This is a genomic window from Campylobacter sp. CNRCH_2016_0050h, assembly GCF_025772605.1.
GTDB lineage: Bacteria > Campylobacterota > Campylobacteria > Campylobacterales > Campylobacteraceae > Campylobacter_D > Campylobacter_D lari_D.
Map to the genome: position 1 here is coordinate 34,918 of NZ_JAKMSK010000002.1, position 16,176 is coordinate 51,093.

Genomic DNA, 16,176 nt, shown 5'->3' on the forward strand with positions numbered 1-16,176 from the left:
ATGACTAACTACCAAGAGAAAGATTTAGAAGATTTCATAGAATCATATTTGTTAGAAAACCATGCTTATATCAAAAGAACAAATGAAAATTACGATAAAAATTTATGTTTAGATGCAGAGCTTTTTGAGAATTTCTTACAAGCTACGCAAAGTGTAGCATTAGAAGAGCTTAAAAAGCGTTGTGGGCAAAATTATAAAAAAGAAATTTTAAGTCGCCTTATATCTCAAATCAAAACCAAAGGTATAGTAAAAGTCTTGCAAAGCTATGTGGAGATCAAAGGTATTAAAATTTACCTAGCCTTTTCAAAACCAAACACTAGTGCAAACGAAGAAAGCATGAAAAAATACGAGCAAAACAACCTTTCTATCATACGCCAACTTCACTATAGCACGCAAAATAAAAACTCCCTTGATATGGTGATCTTTTTAAATGGCTTGCCCCTTATCACTATAGAACTTAAAAGCCATTTCACAGGACAAAATGTCTTTCATGGTATAGATCAGTATAAAAAAACCAGAAATCCAAAAGAAGCTATATTTAGCCTTACTATAGTGCATTTTGCACTAGATAATGATCTTTGCTATATGAGTACAAAATTAGAGCAAGATGCGACTACATTTTTGCCTTTTAATCTTGGTTTAAACAATGGTAGTGGCAAAATAGGCTTAGCAAATGGAGCAGGCAACCCACCAAGTGATGGCATAAAAACAGCTTATTTATGGGAGAAAATCTTTAAAAAAGATACTTTGCTAAATTTATTTTTTAATTTTGTGCAAGTTGTGAAAAAAGAAAACGAAGAAATCATCATATTTCCTCGATACCATCAATTTGATGTAGTAGAAAAACTACTCGCCCATGCAAAAGAAAACGGCACAGGGCAACGCTACTTGATACAACATAGTGCAGGAAGTGGCAAGAGTAATTCTATATCTTGGCTTGCACATAATCTCGTAAGCTTGCATAGACTTGAAAAAAACATCTTTGATTCTATCATCGTAGTAACCGATAGAAAAGTGCTTGATAGACAAATAAGAGAAAATGTAAAATCTTTTTCACAGAAGACAAAAGACCTAGTCGAAGCCATCACTCATGGAAGCAAACAGCTTAAAAATGCTTTAGAAGAAGGTAAGAAAATCATCATCACAACCATACAAAAATTTCCTTTCATTTTAGATGAGATCAAAACTTTAAAAAGCAAAACTTTTGCTATCATCATCGATGAAGCACACTCTAGCCAAAGCGGAAGCAATGCTCAAAAAATGGCTGAAGTCATAAGAAGCAAAAGCTATGATGAAAGTCAAAATTTAGATGATGAAATTTTAGAAATCATAAAAAATAAAAAACTCCAAAGCAATGCTTCTTATTTTGCATTTACCGCTACGCCTAAGCCAAAAACCTTAGAAATGTTTGGTATGCCTTGTGATGTTAATGGAGAGCAAATGTTTATCCCTTTTCATCTTTACTCTATGAAACAAGCCATAGAAGAAGGTTTTATACTTGATGTATTAAAAGGCTATACAACTTATAAAAGTTATTATAAACTCATATCTTGCACAAATGACAATCCAAAATACGACAAAAAAAGAGCAAACGCAAAATTAAAAGCCTATGTCCAAAACAATATAAAAACAATCGAACAAAAATCACAAATCATGTGTGAGCATTTTTTCCAAAATAGCTTTAAAAAGATAAATGGCAAAGCAAAAGCTATGGTTGTAACAAGCTCAAGAGAAAATGCTGTGAAGTATTATCTTGTTTTTAGAGAGTATTTAAGAAAAAATTATCCACATTTTAAAGCTATAGTGGCTTTTTCAGGTGAAGTAAATTTAGAAGGTGAAATTTATAGCGAAAGTGGCTTGAATGGTTTTTCAGAAAATGCTTTAAAAGATGAGTTTAAAAAATATGAGTATCGTTTTTTAATCGTTGCAGAAAAATACCAAACTGGCTTTGATGAGCCATTATTGCATACGATGTATGTAGATAAAGCATTAAGCGGAGTAAGTGCAGTACAAACTCTATCAAGACTAAACCGAACTTGCAAAAACAAAGAAAATACTTTCGTGCTAGACTTTGCAAACACCCATGAAGATATAGCAAAATCTTTTAGTGTATTTTATGAGCAAACTTACTTAAGTGAAGCTACAGATGATAATAGAATTTTTGATTTAAAAGCAAATCTAAATGAATATGAAATTTACACCCAAGAAGAAATAGATGATTTTACAAATGCCATTTTAAAAAATGAAAAAGAAAATGTCATTCATTCAAAATTAGACACAATGTTAACTAGATTTGATCAAAAAAGCGATGATGAAAAATTAGATTTTTATAATAAAGCAAGGACTTATCTTAAAGAGTATTCTTTTTTAGCTCAAATATTACCCTATGAAGATATAGAACTTGAAAAGCTTTATATACTACTTAAAAAACTTACTAGTAAAATTATCTTACCTAAACCAGAGGACTTAGCTAAAGGAATTTTAGATAATGTGGATTTTGATAGTTATCGCTTACAACTTGATAAAACACAAGATATCATTTTACAAGGAAATGGAGAGCTAAAACCTTCTTTTGCAAATGGTTCGAGTAAAAGTGCCGAAGCTGAATTAGAAGAGCTTTCAAACATCATTAAAGATTTTAACAATAAATACGCAAATATAGACTTTAACGAAAGCGACAAAATAGCTAAAATCTTATATGATATAAAAGATGATATAGCAAAAAATGAAGAAATACTCGAAACCTTTAACAAATCAGGTATGCAAAATTCGCGCATTAGATTTGATGAAATTTTAGAAGACAAAATTCAAGATCTTTTAAATTTAAATTTGGAACTTTTTAAACAATTTACTCAAAATAATGACTTCAAAGACAAAATAGCAAATACAATGTTTAATATGATCTATGAAAATGCAAAATGATATCTAGGTAGTTTTACCAAACTACCTATTTTTACATATACTTTAACAAATTTGTAAATTCTTGAATTTCTTTTTCTTGATCTAAGATGATTTTTTTAGCAATATCAGTGATAGTTTTGTCTTTAGAGTAAAATAAAATTTGTTTTGAAGCATCTACTGCACCTTGATGATGTGCTATCATCGCTTCTAAAAAGTCTTTATTGATGTTTTTGCTTTCTTTAACCGAACTCATTAAAATCATCATTTTTTGCATTAACTCTTTTTCTTCTTGGACAAATTTTTTATAAGTTTCTTCATCAATTTGAGTTTTTGTATAAAGATTTTTATCTAGAATTTCTTGAAATTCTTGGATTTCTTTTTCTTGAGCTTTTATGATATTTTGAGCGATTTTTTTCATCTCTTCACTTTTTGTATGTTCTAATAAAAGCTTAGATGAGTCAATAGCACCTTGGTGATGTGGAATCATATTAGCTAAAAAATCTCTTTCTATGTCATTGCTTTGTACTAAAGGATTTTTCATCATAGGTTCATGCATACTCATCATGATTTGTGATGAAATACTTCCAGAAGCTCCATGATGAGCATGATGAGAATTTGCAGCAAATAAAGTACTTGCTAAAACTAAACTTGAAACTATAGTTTTAATTTTCATTTTTTTCCTTTTTTTAAAATAACTTTGGAATGTTATAAAAATTATATAAACTAAAATTAACAAAGAAAAAAACATTTTTTTGTTATAATCTATAATACTAAAAAAAATAATAAGGATGTTATATGCTAAAAGAACTACTTGAAATAAAAAAAGAAATGGAACCTATAATTCATGATTGTTCAGTAAAAATTCAAGTAGCCGCAAGAGAAGTAATCGTAAGAAAAAGAGAATATGAAATCTATGGTCCTATGATAGATAGAGTATATCTTGATAATGCTATATATATAAAAGTTTTTGGTAGTGGGCGTGATACTAAAAGCACTAAAGTAGATATTAAAAATGGACTTTATATGGTTTATGTAGCACCTGATAAACCTACTAATCAAGAAATTATGAATAAACTAAAAATAGCATTTGAAAGTATAGATAATAAATTCATCTCAAGAATTTTAGAACTCAATAGAAGAATGAAAGAAGTGATTAACAAAACTCAAGCAACCCTAGCAAAAGCATCAAATATGAATGTTTTGATAGAAACAAATCTAGGCGAAGCTACCGCGGCACATAAATTTGTAATAACTATTAAATATTTAAAAGATAATCAAAAATTAGAATTAAAAAATTCAAAATCTGCAGGAAGTTTTAGAGATACCAAAAATCATATCAACCTAGTAGTAGAAAAAAATACTGATTCTGCTGTATGTGAAAAACTTCTACATGATGTTGAAATTTATTTTATAGGAAATGGAAAGTAAAATCACTTTTTTACTCTCAAATTTGCTAAATGCGTCAAAGCTACTGCGATAGCATCGGTAATATCAAGTGGCTTGATGTCTTTTGAAATTCCAAGTAATCTTTTTACCATAAAAGCTACTTGCTCTTTAGTAGCTTTTGCTTTACCTGTTACGGTTTTTTTCACTTGTAAAGGTGTGTATTCTGCAAATTCTCCATGAATTTGTAAGATTTTTAAACTCAAAGCTCCACGAAATTGTGCTAGTTTTAGAACCGTTTTTGGATTATAAGCAAAAAATATATCTTCTATAGCTACCTCATCAAACTGATGATTTTTAAAGATTAGATCAAGTCCTTCACATAATTCTGTGATTTGATACTGTAAATCATTGGGTTTGATTTTGATAAGTCCTGCTTCTATGAGTTGATTTTTATTATTTATTTTTTCTACAATAGCATATCCACAATATCTAGAACCAGGATCTATCCCTAAAACTTTCAAACTTTTCACCTTTTTATTCACATAGATGTGAAATTTAAATTTTTATGTGAATAATTTTAACCATTTTTTATAAAAAATAAGCTAGAATTTTAAGTTTTACATCATAATTTATAAGAATAATAATGAATATAAAAGATTTTTTACTTGAATTTAAAACTGAAATTAGCAATAACGAATACAATACTTATATTTCTCACTTACAATTTAGTGAAAAATTAAGTAAAAATAATATCTTAGTATTTATCGCACCAAATCATTTTTTGGCTAAATTTATACAAACAAAATACGCACAAAAACTAGCTTATTTTTATGAAGTAAAAACAGGGATTAACCCTCAAGTTAAAATCATTACAAATGATCAAAAGATAGAGAAAAAACATTTTTCTACAGATATTTCACAGATTAAATTTCAAAGTACTATTTTAAATCCTTCTTTTACTTTTGAAAGCTTTGTTGTAGGAGATTCTAATCAATTTGCCTATGCAACTTGCAAAGCTATTACCGATAAAAGCAAACTTGGAAAATTATACAACCCCATCTTTATCTATGGCCCTACAGGACTTGGAAAAACTCACTTGCTTCAAGCTGTCGGAAATGTGTGCTTAGATAATGGATATAAGGTTATTTATGCTACAAGTGATAATTTTATCAATGATTTTACCATGCATTTAAATAACAAAACTATGAGTAAATTTCATGAAAAATACAAAAATTGTGATGTCTTACTCATCGATGATGTGCAGTTTTTAGGTAAAACAGATAAAATTCAAGAAGAATTTTTCTTTACTTTTAATGAAATAAAAGAAAAATTTGGACAAATCATCATGACAAGTGATAATCCTCCAAATATGTTAAAAGGCATAACAGAACGCTTAAAAAGCCGTTTTGCAAATGGGATCATCGCAGATATCACTCCACCTCAGCTTGATACAAAAATCGCAATTATCAAGAAAAAATGTGAATTTAATGCTATTTATCTCAAACCTGAAGTTATAAGCTACATAGCTACTTCAATGGGAGATAACATCCGAGAAATTGAAGGTATGATTACAAATCTAAATGCCCAAGCAAGACTTTTTAATCAAGAAATCACTTTAGAAATCGTTAAAAGCTTTATGAAAGATCACATTAAAGAAACAAAAGAAAATATTAGTGTTGAAGACATACTTGCTGATGTTTCAAAAAGCTATAATCTTAAATCAAATGATATAAAATCAAATAAAAAAACACAAAATATCGTTATGGCAAGAAGGGTTGTGATATATTTAGCAAGAGAGCTTACAACTATGTCTATGCCTCAACTTTCTAGATTTTTTAATATGAAAGATCACACTGCCATTTCACATAATATTAAAAAAATTCAAGAGTTAATGAGCGAAAATGAAAACCTAAAAGCCATAGTAGAAGAATTAAGAAATAAAATTTTAACAAAAATAAAAAGCACCCTGTGAATAAAAGTGAAAAATAAAAAATTTTATTCTATGAGTAAAATTTCTATAAAAAAAGGCTTTTAAAAAGCATTTCACATTTTCACATTGCTTATTATTATGATAAAATAAATTTAAAAAACAAAGGAAGTAAAAATGAAAATTAGCATTAATAAAAACACTTTAGAATCTGCCATAGTTTTAACTAACTCTTATGTAGATAAAAAAGACTCAAGCAACATCGCTTCTCACTTACTTTTTGAAGTAGTTGAAGATAAATTAATCATAAGGGCAAGTGATTATGAAATAGGTATTAACTATAAAATCAAAAAAATTAAAGTTGAAAGTGCAGGTTTTGCAACTGCTAATGCTAAAAGTATTTTAGATATCATTAAAAGTTTAAATAATGAAGATGTGGTCTTAGAAACTATAGAAAATTTCCTTTTTATTAGACAAAAAGGAACTAAATATAAACTTCCTATGTTTAATTATGAAGATTTTCCAAATTTCCCAAGCACTGAAGGAAAAGATAAATTTGATATTGATTCAAGTGATTTAAGTAGATCTTTGAAAAAAATCCTACCTGCAGTTGATACAAATAATCCAAAGTATTCTTTAAATGGTGCTTTACTTGATATAAAAACAACCCACATTAGCTTTGTAGGAACAGATACTAAACGCTTAGCGGTTTTTACACTAAATAAAACAAACGAAAAAGAATTTAATCTTTGTATCCCTAAAAAAGCTATTTTAGAAATGCAAAAAATCTTTTTTGAAAAAATTGAAATTTATTATGATGAAAATATATTGATTGCAAAAAATGACAATTTTGAGTTTTTCACAAAACTTATTAATGATAAATTCCCTGATTATGAAAGAGTAATTCCAAAAAATATTACAAAAGAATTTATTTTTAAAACAGAAGAATTTATGGACGCATTGAAAAAAATCAATGTAATTACTGAAAAAATGAAATTAAATTTCCATAAAGATAAACTTGTATTTGAAGGTATTAGTTTAGATAATATGGAAGCAAAAACTGAACTTGAAATGGAATTAAACATAGATGAAGAATTTAATCTTTGCATTAAAAATAAATTCATTACTGACTTTTTAAATTCTATTGAAAGTGAAACATTTAAACTTAGCATAAATGAACCTCATATGGCATTCTTAGTTTCAAGTGAAGAATTACAAACTGTGATAATGCCAGTTATTTTATAAGGAAAATAAATGCAAGAAAATCAAAATTATGGCGCAGGAAATATTAAAGTTTTAAAAGGCTTAGAAGCTGTTAGAAAACGCCCTGGTATGTATATAGGTGATACCAACATAGGCGGTCTTCATCATATGATTTATGAAGTAGTGGATAATTCTATTGATGAAGCTATGGCAGGTTTTTGTGATACGATTAATGTAGAAATTACTACAGAAGGCTCTTGTATAGTAAGTGATAATGGTAGAGGAATTCCTGTGGGAATTCACCCTACTGAAAATATCCCTACTTTAACTGTAGTTTTAACCGTGCTTCATGCAGGTGGAAAATTTGATAAAGATACTTATAAAGTTTCAGGTGGTTTACACGGGGTTGGTGTAAGCGTTGTAAATGCTTTATCAAAAAAATTAGTTGCTACAGTGCATAGAGATGGAGAAATTTATCGCCAAGAATTTTCAGAAGGTAAAGTTACAAGTAATTTTGAAACCATAGGTAAAAGTAAAAAAACAGGAACAATCATAGAATTTTGGCCAGATGATCAAATTTTTGAAGTGACTGATTTTGATTATGAAATTTTAGCTAAAAGATTTCGTGAACTTGCATATTTAAATCCAAAAATTACTATAAATTTTAAAGATAATCGTGTAGGAAAAGCAGAAAGCTTTCATTTTGAAGGTGGTATAAGTCAATTTGTTACAGATTTAAATAAAAAACAAACTCTAACTAAGGCAATATTTTTCAATGTAGATGAAGAAGATGTAAATGTTGAAGTAGCATTGCTTTATAATGATAGTTATAGTGAAAATTTACTTTCTTTTGTTAATAATATAAAAACTCCAGATGGTGGAACGCACGAAGCAGGTTTTAGAATGGGTTTAACTCGTGTTATTAGTAATTACATTGAAGCAAATGCTAGTGCTAGAGAGAAAGACTCTAAAATCACAGGTGATGATGTAAGAGAAGGTTTGATAGCAGTTGTAAGTGTTAAAGTACCTGAGCCACAATTTGAAGGACAAACTAAAGGAAAATTAGGTTCAAGTTATGTTAGACCTATAGTTTCTAAGGCTTCTTTTGAGTATTTGACAAAATATTTTGAAGAAAATCCTATTGAAGCAAAAGCTATCATGAATAAAGCTTTAATGGCTGCTCGTGGTAGAGAAGCAGCTAAAAAAGCTAGAGAATTAACCCGTAAAAAAGAAAGTTCAAGTGTAGGGACTTTGCCAGGAAAATTAGCTGATTGTCAAAGTAAAGACCCAAGTGAAAGCGAAATTTATTTAGTTGAGGGTGATAGTGCGGGAGGTTCTGCAAAACAAGGTAGAGAAAGAACTTTCCAAGCGATTTTACCTTTAAGAGGTAAAATACTCAATGTTGAAAAAGCAAGACTAGATAAAATTTTAAAAAGTGAACAAATTCAAAATATGATCACAGCTTTTGGTTGTGGGATCGGTGATGAGTTTGATATAGAAAAACTAAGATATCATAAAATCATCATTATGACAGATGCTGATGTAGATGGTTCTCACATACAAACTTTGCTTTTGACATTTTTCTTCCGTTTTATGAATGATCTTGTAACAAATGGACATATTTATTTAGCTCAACCACCTTTATATCGCTATAAAAAAGGTCAAAAAAAAGAAATTTATCTAAAAGATGAAAAAGCTTTAAATGATTATTTGATCGAAACAGGTATAGAAAGTTCTACTTATGAGGGTATAGGATTAAACGATTTAAAAGATTTTCTAAAAATCGTTGCAGCTTATAGAAGTGTTTTAAAAGAATTAGAAAAAAGATTTAATGTAATTTCAGTGATTAGGTATTTGATAGAAAATCCTGATTTGATAAAAGCTTCTAATGAAGAATTATTTAAAGTCATAAAAGAATTTTTAGAAAAACAAAATCACAATATCTTAAATTCATATATCAATGAAAATGAAATTCGTGTTTATGTACAAACTGAAAATGGTTTAGAAGAACTTATCATCAATGATGATTTATTTGCTAATCCTTTATATGAAGAGGCAAATTATATTTATCAAAAAATTAAAGATAGAGATTTAAAATTTGATAAAGATATTTTAGAAATTTTAGATGAAGTTGAAAAAAATGCTAAAAAAGGTGCTTATATACAACGCTATAAAGGTCTTGGTGAGATGAATCCTGAACAACTTTGGGAAACAACTATGGATCCAAGTAATCGTCGTTTGTTAAAGATCACCATAGAAGATGCTCAAAGAGCAAATGATACTTTCAACCTTTTCATGGGTGATGATGTAGAACCACGCCGTGAGTATATACAAGCTCATGCTAAAGATGTTAAACATTTGGATGTTTAATGACAAAAAATCTATTTGATTTTGATGAAAATAAAAAAGAATATTTTTTAAAATCTTTAAAAGGTAAAAATTTACCTTTTAAAAGATATACTAAAAGCCCTATTAGATATGGTGGTGGAAAATCACTTGCAGTAGGTATTATATTAGAACATTTTCCAAATGATTTAAAAAGACTTATTAGTCCTTTTATTGGTGGTGGAAGTGTTGAGATTGCAAGTGCCTTAGAATTAGATATAAAAGTAAAAGCATTTGATATATTTGATATTTTAGTTAATTTTTGGCAAGTTATTTTAAATGATAATAAAAGATTATATGAAGAACTTTTAAAATTAAATCCTGATAAAAATACTTATAAAATAATAAAAGAAGAATTAAAAAGCCATTGGGAAAATAAATTAAAACTTGATAATTTAACTTTAGCAAGGGATTATTTTTTTAATTTTAATCTTAGTTATGGTCCAGGGTTTTTAGGTTGGATGTCAAGTAATTATGAAAATAAAGATAAATATTTAAAAATGTTAGAAAAAATTAAAAATTTTAATGTTAAAAATTTAGAAGTTCAATGTACTTCATTTGAAGAAGTTTTCAAATTATATCCAAATGATTTTTTTTATTGTGATCCACCTTATTATCTTGAAGGTGATTCGAAAATGTTTAAAGGAATTTATCCTATGAGAAATTTTCCTATTCATCATAATAATTTTGATCATGATTTATTAGCACAATGTCTTAAAAATCATAAGGGAAAATTTATACTTAGTTATAATGATTGTGAATTTGTTAGAAAAGCTTATAAAGATTTTAAAATTTTAGAACCAAAATGGCAATATACTATGGGACAGGGTGAAACAAGAGTTGGTAAAAATCGTATTAATAGAGGTGATGATACAAACATTAAAAAAAGTCATGAATTATTAATAATAAAGGATTAAAATTGAAAATAAGTCAAGTTAAAACAGCATTTAAAATTGCAGATGTTGAATTTATTGAAGGTAGTACAAAACTTAATTTTAATTATTTAAAAGATTTAAAAGATGAAAATAATAATTCATTACCACAAAGTATTTTAACTGAAAATGTAGCTAGAGTTTATTTAATAGTTGTAGATGGTGAAATTAAAAAAATAGGTGGTTCTCAAGATAAAGGTGGTATAAAAGGAACATTATCAATTTATAAAGATGGTGGTATAAAAGGTCGTCCTAGTATTAGAAGTTTTGGTATATGGTATTTTTTATATCATACTATATTACAAGGTAAAAAGATTGAATTTTATATGATTTTTCAAGAAAATTTTGAAAAAGATATAAAAGGCTTATTTGGGTATCACAAAATTAAAAATGCTTCTATTAGTTATAAATTTATAGAAGAATGTTGTAATAAAGATTATTTAGCATTTGAAAATAGTAAATATCCAGATTGGAATGTTCAAGAACAAGGTATGGATTGGCCTGAAGATATAAAAAATTTGCATGCAGAAATTCAAAAAAATGCTCAAACAAGAGATAAAAAAATTATAAGACAAGAAGTAAAAATTTAATCAATAAAAACTTTTTTACAAAATATTCCAAAAGTGGAATTACACTTACATATTGAAGGCTCATTAGAGCCTAAAATGATGTTTGAATTAGCTAAAAGAAATAATATTGATTTAAAATATAAAAGTAAAGATGAGATTAAAAAACTTTGTTTTAATGCTGTTGATGCTTCTTTTTTACAAGAAATTGACAAAGAAAAATTAAAAATTTAATTTATAATTTTTAAAAATGATTTTTTTACTTGGTGGAGAGAGCCACACGGGAAAGACCTTGCTTGCTCAAAGACTTCTTGAAAAATTGTCCTTTTAGAGTAGATGAGGATGAAAAAATAACTGATTTTTTATTTCCTATTGTAGATGGTATGATTTAAATTTGTATAGAAAATAAACAAAATTTAATCATTGAAGGATTTTATCTTACTCCAAAAAAGTTACAAAAATTTCAAAATCATTCTGATATTAAAATACTTTTTATTCTTTTTTCAAAAAAATATATTTTGCAAAATTATGAATTAATCTATCAAAATGAAAATGTTATAGAAAAGCGTTTATTTAGTGAAAAAGAAGAAATAAACACTCTTATTTTAAATCATCAAAAATTTAAAGCTCAATGTGAAAATTTAAATCCTCCTTTTATAGAAATCCAAAAAGACTATAAAATAGAATTAAAAATGTAATAGAATTTTTGCTTAAAAGCAAGCAAATAGTTATATAATATCTAAAAAATTTATAAGGATTAAAATGCATTTTACTCAGCAGCAATTGCAACGATTAATGCTTCATTATGCAGGGAAAATCGCTAAAGATAGAAAAGAGCAAAAAATAAAATTAAATTATAATGAAGCTTTAGCTTATATATGTTATGAATTAATGGAACTTGCAAGAAAAAATTTAAGTGTGAGTGAATTGATGAGCATAGGGAAAACTTTACTTACAAGTGAAGATGTGATTGATGGTGTTGCAAGTATGCTTGAAGAAATTCAAATAGAACTTCCTTTTGAAGATGGCACAAAATTAGTTACTATACATGAGCCTATAGCAAATGATGATAAAATAAAAGCTGGAGAGATATTTTTATCATCAGAATTTATTGTGCTTAATGAAAATAAAACTTCTATAGAAATTAAAGTAAGCAATAAAGGTGATCGTCCTATACAAGTTGGTTCGCATTTTCATTTCTTTGAAGTTAATCGCTTTTTGTCTTTTGATAGAGAAAAAGCTTATGGTAAAAGGTTAAATATCGCTTCAGGAACAAGTGTGAGATTTGAACCAGGTGAAGAAAAAACAGTAAGTTTAATAGAATTTGGTGGTTTAAAAAAGGTTTTAGGTTTTAATAATCTTTGTGATGATTTTATCAATGATGAAAATAAAACTAAAGCTTTATCAAAAGCAAAAGAGAAAGGATTTCTTTGATTAAGATTAGCAAAAAAGACTATGTGAATATGTATGGTCTAACAACTAATGATAGAGTAAGATTAGCAGATACAGATTTGATTTTAAGAGTAGAAAAAGATTATACTTTATATGGCGAAGAAGTTAAATTTGGTGGTGGTAAAAATATTAGAGATGGTATGGCTCAAAGTGTAAGTGAGGGAGAATTTCCGGATTTAGTTTTAACTAATGCTTTGATTGTTGATTATACCGGTATTTATAAAGCAGATATTGGGATAAAAAATGGCTATATAGTAGGTATAGGAAAAGCAGGCAATCCTGATATACAAGATGGAGTTGATCCTAGCTTAGTTATAGGCACAAGTACAGATATTATCGGTGCAGAAGGTTTAATAGTAACTGCAGGTGGTATTGATACTCATATACATTTTATCTCCCCAACTCAAATTGAATGTGCCTTATATAGTGGTGTTACTACTATGATAGGAGGTGGCATAGGACCAAGTGAGGGAACAAATGCTACAACTTGCACAAGTGGGGCTTATCATATACATTCTATGTTAAAAGCTACGCAAAATTACCCTATGAATTTTGGCTTTTTAGGTAAAGGAAATTCAAGTAATAAAAATGCTTTAAAAGAGCAAATTATAGCTGGTGCATGCGGCTTAAAAATTCATGAAGATTGGGGTGCTACTTCTAGTGTGATTGATACTAGTTTAAATATAGCTGATGAAATGGACATACAAGTAGCTATCCATACAGATACTTTAAATGAAGCAGGTTTTGTAGAAGATACGATTAAAGCTATTAATGGTAGAGTTATTCATACTTTTCACACTGAAGGTGCAGGTGGTGGCCATGCTCCTGATATTATTAAAATGGCAGGTTTTGAAAATGTTTTACCTGCAAGTACTAATCCTACTATGCCTTTTACTAAAAATACCATTGATGAACATTTAGATATGCTTATGGTTTGTCATCATTTAGATAATAAAATCAAAGAAGATGTTGAATTTGCAGATAGTAGAATTCGTCCTGAAACTATAGCAGCAGAAGATAAACTTCATGATATGGGTGTTTTTAGCATTATGAGTAGTGATTCTCAAGCTATGGGACGCGTAGGTGAGGTGATTTTAAGAACATGGCAAAGTGCTGATAAATGTAAAAAAGAATTTGGTGCTTTGAAAGAAGATAATGATTTAGATGATAATTTCCGTATTAAACGCTATATAGCAAAATATACTATAAATCCTGCTATTGCACATGGGATTGATAGTTATGTTGGTTCTATTGAAGTAGGAAAATTTGCTGATTTAGTACTTTGGCAACCTAAATTTTTTGGAGTAAAACCAAAGCTTATTTTAAAAGGTGGCTTGATAGTAGGTGCAAAAATAGGCGATGCTAATGCTTCTATCCCAACACCTGAGCCTATTATCTATGAAAAAATGTTTGGTGCAAATTTAAATGAAAATGCTTTACATTTTGTTTCTAAAGCTTCTTTAGAAGCTAATATGCCTGAAAAATTAAGCTTAAAAAGAAAATGTGTTGCAGTAAAAAATTGTAGAAATATCACTAAAAAAGACTTAAAATTTAATGATAAAGTTCAAGATATAGAAGTAAATCCACAAACTTATGAAGTAAAAATAAATGGTGAGCTTATTAGCTCTAAGAGCGTTGATTCTTTAGCTTTAGCTAGAAAATATTTTATGATTTGATGATTTTACTTCAAAATAAAATAACGCATTATGATTTAAACAAAGAATGCGATTTTTTAGAGCTTAGTTGGTTTGATACTTTTAAAAAGATATTAAGAACAACGACTTTAAAAGGACTAGATGTCGCTATAAAAATGCCTGGTAATAAAGGTTTAAATCATAATGATTGTTTATATGATGAGGATTTTTTGATTTTAGTGAAGATTAAACCTGAAAAAGTTTTAAAAATTCACATAGAAAATGAATACAACCTTGCTTTAATAAGTTATCAAGTGGGCAATATGCATTTAAATTTATTTTATAAAGATCATAAACTCATTACTTTAGAGCAAAATTCTATCATAAGGTTTTTAGAAAAATTTAATATAAAATACGAAAAATGTGAAGAAATTTTAGAGCCAAAATATATGCTTGATATGCCAAGTTTTATCCAAGTTGATCCAAATTTTAAACTTATCAAAGAGTAAAGATGAATAAATTAAATTTTTTACTTTTACAAATTAGTGATTCTTCTTTTCCTATAGGAGCTTTTTCACATTCTTTTGGTTTAGAATCTTATGTGAATTTTGCTTATATAAAAAATATAGAAGATGCAAAAAAAGTTTTAAAAACTCAGCTTTATTCTAATATTTTATATTTTGAACTTTTAGCTTTGAAAATAGCTTATGAAAATGCAAATGATGTAAAAAATTTACTAGTCTTTCAAAGAAAATTTTTATCAAGTATAGTTGCAAAAGAACAAAGTCAAGCTTATGTTTTTCTAGCTAAACGCTTTGTAAAAAATGTTAGTCTTTATGGATTATTAAATCCTTTATTAAATCAATACATTAAAGAAAATCAAACTCCTATTTATCCTTTTGTGTATGCTTTATTTTGTAAAGATAATGAGCTTGATTTTATGTATGAAAGTTTTTTATTTGCTTTAATGAGTAATTTTGTTAATATTCTTGTAAAAATCGTGCCTTTATCGCAAAATGAAGGGCAGATTTTACTTTTTCAATTACAGCAAGATTTTCAAAAGGTTCTTTCTAAATTACAAAATTTAACTTTAAAAGATTGGTGTGAAAATCACAATATCTTAAATGATTGTTTGGGTATAAAACACCAAAATTTAGCATTTAAAATTTATATTTCTTAAAAGGGTTATAATGGTTAAAATAGGCATAGGTGGTCCTGTAGGTAGTGGTAAAACAGCTTTAGTATTAAATTTATGTCAAGCTTTAAAAGATGAGCTTTCTTTGGCTGTAATTACGAATGATATTTATACAAATGAAGATGCAAATTTTTTAATCAAACAAGGCGTTCTTGAAAAAGAAAGAATCATTGGAGTGCAAACTGGAGGTTGTCCTCATACAGCCATTAGAGAAGATGCTTCTTGTAATCTTGAAGCTGTTGAACTTTTACAAGAGCGTTTTAGTGATTTAGATCTTATTTTTATAGAAAGTGGTGGAGATAATTTATCAATGACTTTTTCACCTGAACTTGTGGATTTTTTTATCTTTGTTATAGATGTTGCTCAAGGAGAAAAAATTCCACGCAAAGGTGGTCCTGCTATTTGTAGATCTGATTTAATGATTATCAATAAAATAGACTTAGCTCCTTATGTGAATGCTTCTTTAAAAATCATGCAAGAAGATACTTTAAAAATGCGTGGAGATAGACCTTTTATCATGAGTAATCTTCAAACTAAAGAAGGTTTAGATGAAATCATTACTTGGATTAAAAAATACACACTTTTAAAGGATTGA

16 protein-coding genes are annotated in these 16,176 nt (G+C 27.8%); 14 read left to right on the forward strand and 2 right to left on the reverse strand.

The window, feature by feature from the left end:
• Nucleotides 1-2,922 (forward strand): type I restriction endonuclease subunit R, encoded by a 2,922-nt coding sequence (locus tag L8X28_RS01235; RefSeq protein WP_263665291.1) that lies wholly within the window; start codon nucleotides 1-3, stop codon nucleotides 2,920-2,922.
• A 31-nt stretch (nucleotides 2,923-2,953) separates the two neighbouring features.
• Here the strand turns inward: L8X28_RS01235 and L8X28_RS01240 are convergent, their stop codons facing one another.
• Nucleotides 2,954-3,574, reverse strand: a complete 621-nt coding sequence (locus tag L8X28_RS01240) for a DUF305 domain-containing protein (RefSeq protein WP_133319078.1) — start codon at nucleotides 3,572-3,574, stop codon at nucleotides 2,954-2,956.
• 122 nt (nucleotides 3,575-3,696) lie between these two features.
• On the opposite strand from L8X28_RS01240, the gene L8X28_RS01245 reads away from it, so the two are divergent.
• Nucleotides 3,697-4,329, forward strand: a complete 633-nt coding sequence (locus tag L8X28_RS01245; protein WP_133319079.1) for a hypothetical protein — start codon at nucleotides 3,697-3,699, stop codon at nucleotides 4,327-4,329.
• A gap of 2 nt (nucleotides 4,330-4,331) precedes the next feature.
• On the opposite strand, the gene ruvC is transcribed toward L8X28_RS01245, so the two are convergent.
• On the reverse strand, nucleotides 4,332-4,808 hold the full coding sequence (gene ruvC / locus L8X28_RS01250) for a crossover junction endodeoxyribonuclease RuvC (RefSeq protein ID WP_133319080.1): 477 nt from the start codon (nucleotides 4,806-4,808) through the stop codon (nucleotides 4,332-4,334).
• A 122-nt stretch (nucleotides 4,809-4,930) separates the two neighbouring features.
• Between ruvC and dnaA the strand changes: the two genes are divergently transcribed.
• The 12 genes from dnaA to ureG all read left to right on the forward strand — a co-directional run bounded on the left by dnaA (nucleotide 4,931) and on the right by ureG (nucleotide 16,176).
• Nucleotides 4,931-6,259, forward strand: coding sequence for a chromosomal replication initiator protein DnaA (dnaA, locus tag L8X28_RS01255; RefSeq protein ID WP_263665292.1), 1,329 nt, complete (start codon nucleotides 4,931-4,933; stop codon nucleotides 6,257-6,259).
• Nucleotides 6,260-6,391: 132 nt separating this feature from the next.
• Nucleotides 6,392-7,459: a DNA polymerase III subunit beta gene (dnaN, locus tag L8X28_RS01260; RefSeq protein WP_039617031.1), complete on the forward strand. Its 1,068-nt coding sequence runs from the start codon at nucleotides 6,392-6,394 to the stop codon at nucleotides 7,457-7,459.
• Nucleotides 7,460-7,468: 9 nt separating this feature from the next.
• A complete protein-coding gene (gene gyrB, locus L8X28_RS01265) occupies nucleotides 7,469-9,787 on the forward strand; it encodes a DNA topoisomerase (ATP-hydrolyzing) subunit B (RefSeq protein WP_263665293.1) in 2,319 nt (772 codons plus the stop codon).
• Complete coding sequence (locus L8X28_RS01270) at nucleotides 9,787-10,719, forward strand: DNA adenine methylase (protein ID WP_263665294.1); 933 nt, start codon at nucleotides 9,787-9,789, stop codon at nucleotides 10,717-10,719. The genes gyrB and L8X28_RS01270 overlap by 1 nt, the downstream gene beginning before the upstream one ends.
• A gap of 2 nt (nucleotides 10,720-10,721) precedes the next feature.
• Nucleotides 10,722-11,324 (forward strand): type II restriction endonuclease, encoded by a 603-nt coding sequence (locus L8X28_RS01275; protein WP_126340553.1) that lies wholly within the window; start codon nucleotides 10,722-10,724, stop codon nucleotides 11,322-11,324.
• Nucleotides 11,325-11,357: 33 nt separating this feature from the next.
• On the forward strand, nucleotides 11,358-11,534 hold the full coding sequence (locus tag L8X28_RS01280; RefSeq protein WP_263665295.1) for a hypothetical protein: 177 nt from the start codon (nucleotides 11,358-11,360) through the stop codon (nucleotides 11,532-11,534).
• A gap of 284 nt (nucleotides 11,535-11,818) precedes the next feature.
• The gene (locus L8X28_RS01285) at nucleotides 11,819-11,998 is read left to right on the forward strand and encodes a hypothetical protein (protein ID WP_263665300.1); all 180 of its coding nucleotides are present in this window, start codon (nucleotides 11,819-11,821) and stop codon (nucleotides 11,996-11,998) included.
• Between the two features lie 64 nt (nucleotides 11,999-12,062).
• On the forward strand, nucleotides 12,063-12,734 hold the full coding sequence (ureB, locus tag L8X28_RS01290; protein WP_133319084.1) for an urease subunit beta: 672 nt from the start codon (nucleotides 12,063-12,065) through the stop codon (nucleotides 12,732-12,734).
• On the forward strand, nucleotides 12,731-14,428 hold the full coding sequence (ureC, locus tag L8X28_RS01295; RefSeq protein WP_263665302.1) for an urease subunit alpha: 1,698 nt from the start codon (nucleotides 12,731-12,733) through the stop codon (nucleotides 14,426-14,428). The genes ureB and ureC overlap by 4 nt, the downstream gene beginning before the upstream one ends.
• Nucleotides 14,428-14,895 carry an urease accessory protein UreE gene (locus tag L8X28_RS01300; RefSeq protein WP_263662724.1) on the forward strand — a complete coding sequence of 156 codons (468 nt, stop codon included), beginning with the start codon at nucleotides 14,428-14,430 and terminating at the stop codon, nucleotides 14,893-14,895. The genes ureC and L8X28_RS01300 overlap by 1 nt, the downstream gene beginning before the upstream one ends.
• Before the next feature lie 2 nt (nucleotides 14,896-14,897).
• Entirely contained in the window at nucleotides 14,898-15,566 is a 669-nt protein-coding gene (locus L8X28_RS01305) for an urease accessory protein UreF (RefSeq protein ID WP_263665303.1), read from the forward strand.
• Between the two features lie 10 nt (nucleotides 15,567-15,576).
• Nucleotides 15,577-16,176 (forward strand): urease accessory protein UreG, encoded by a 600-nt coding sequence (ureG, locus tag L8X28_RS01310; RefSeq protein WP_214125663.1) that lies wholly within the window; start codon nucleotides 15,577-15,579, stop codon nucleotides 16,174-16,176.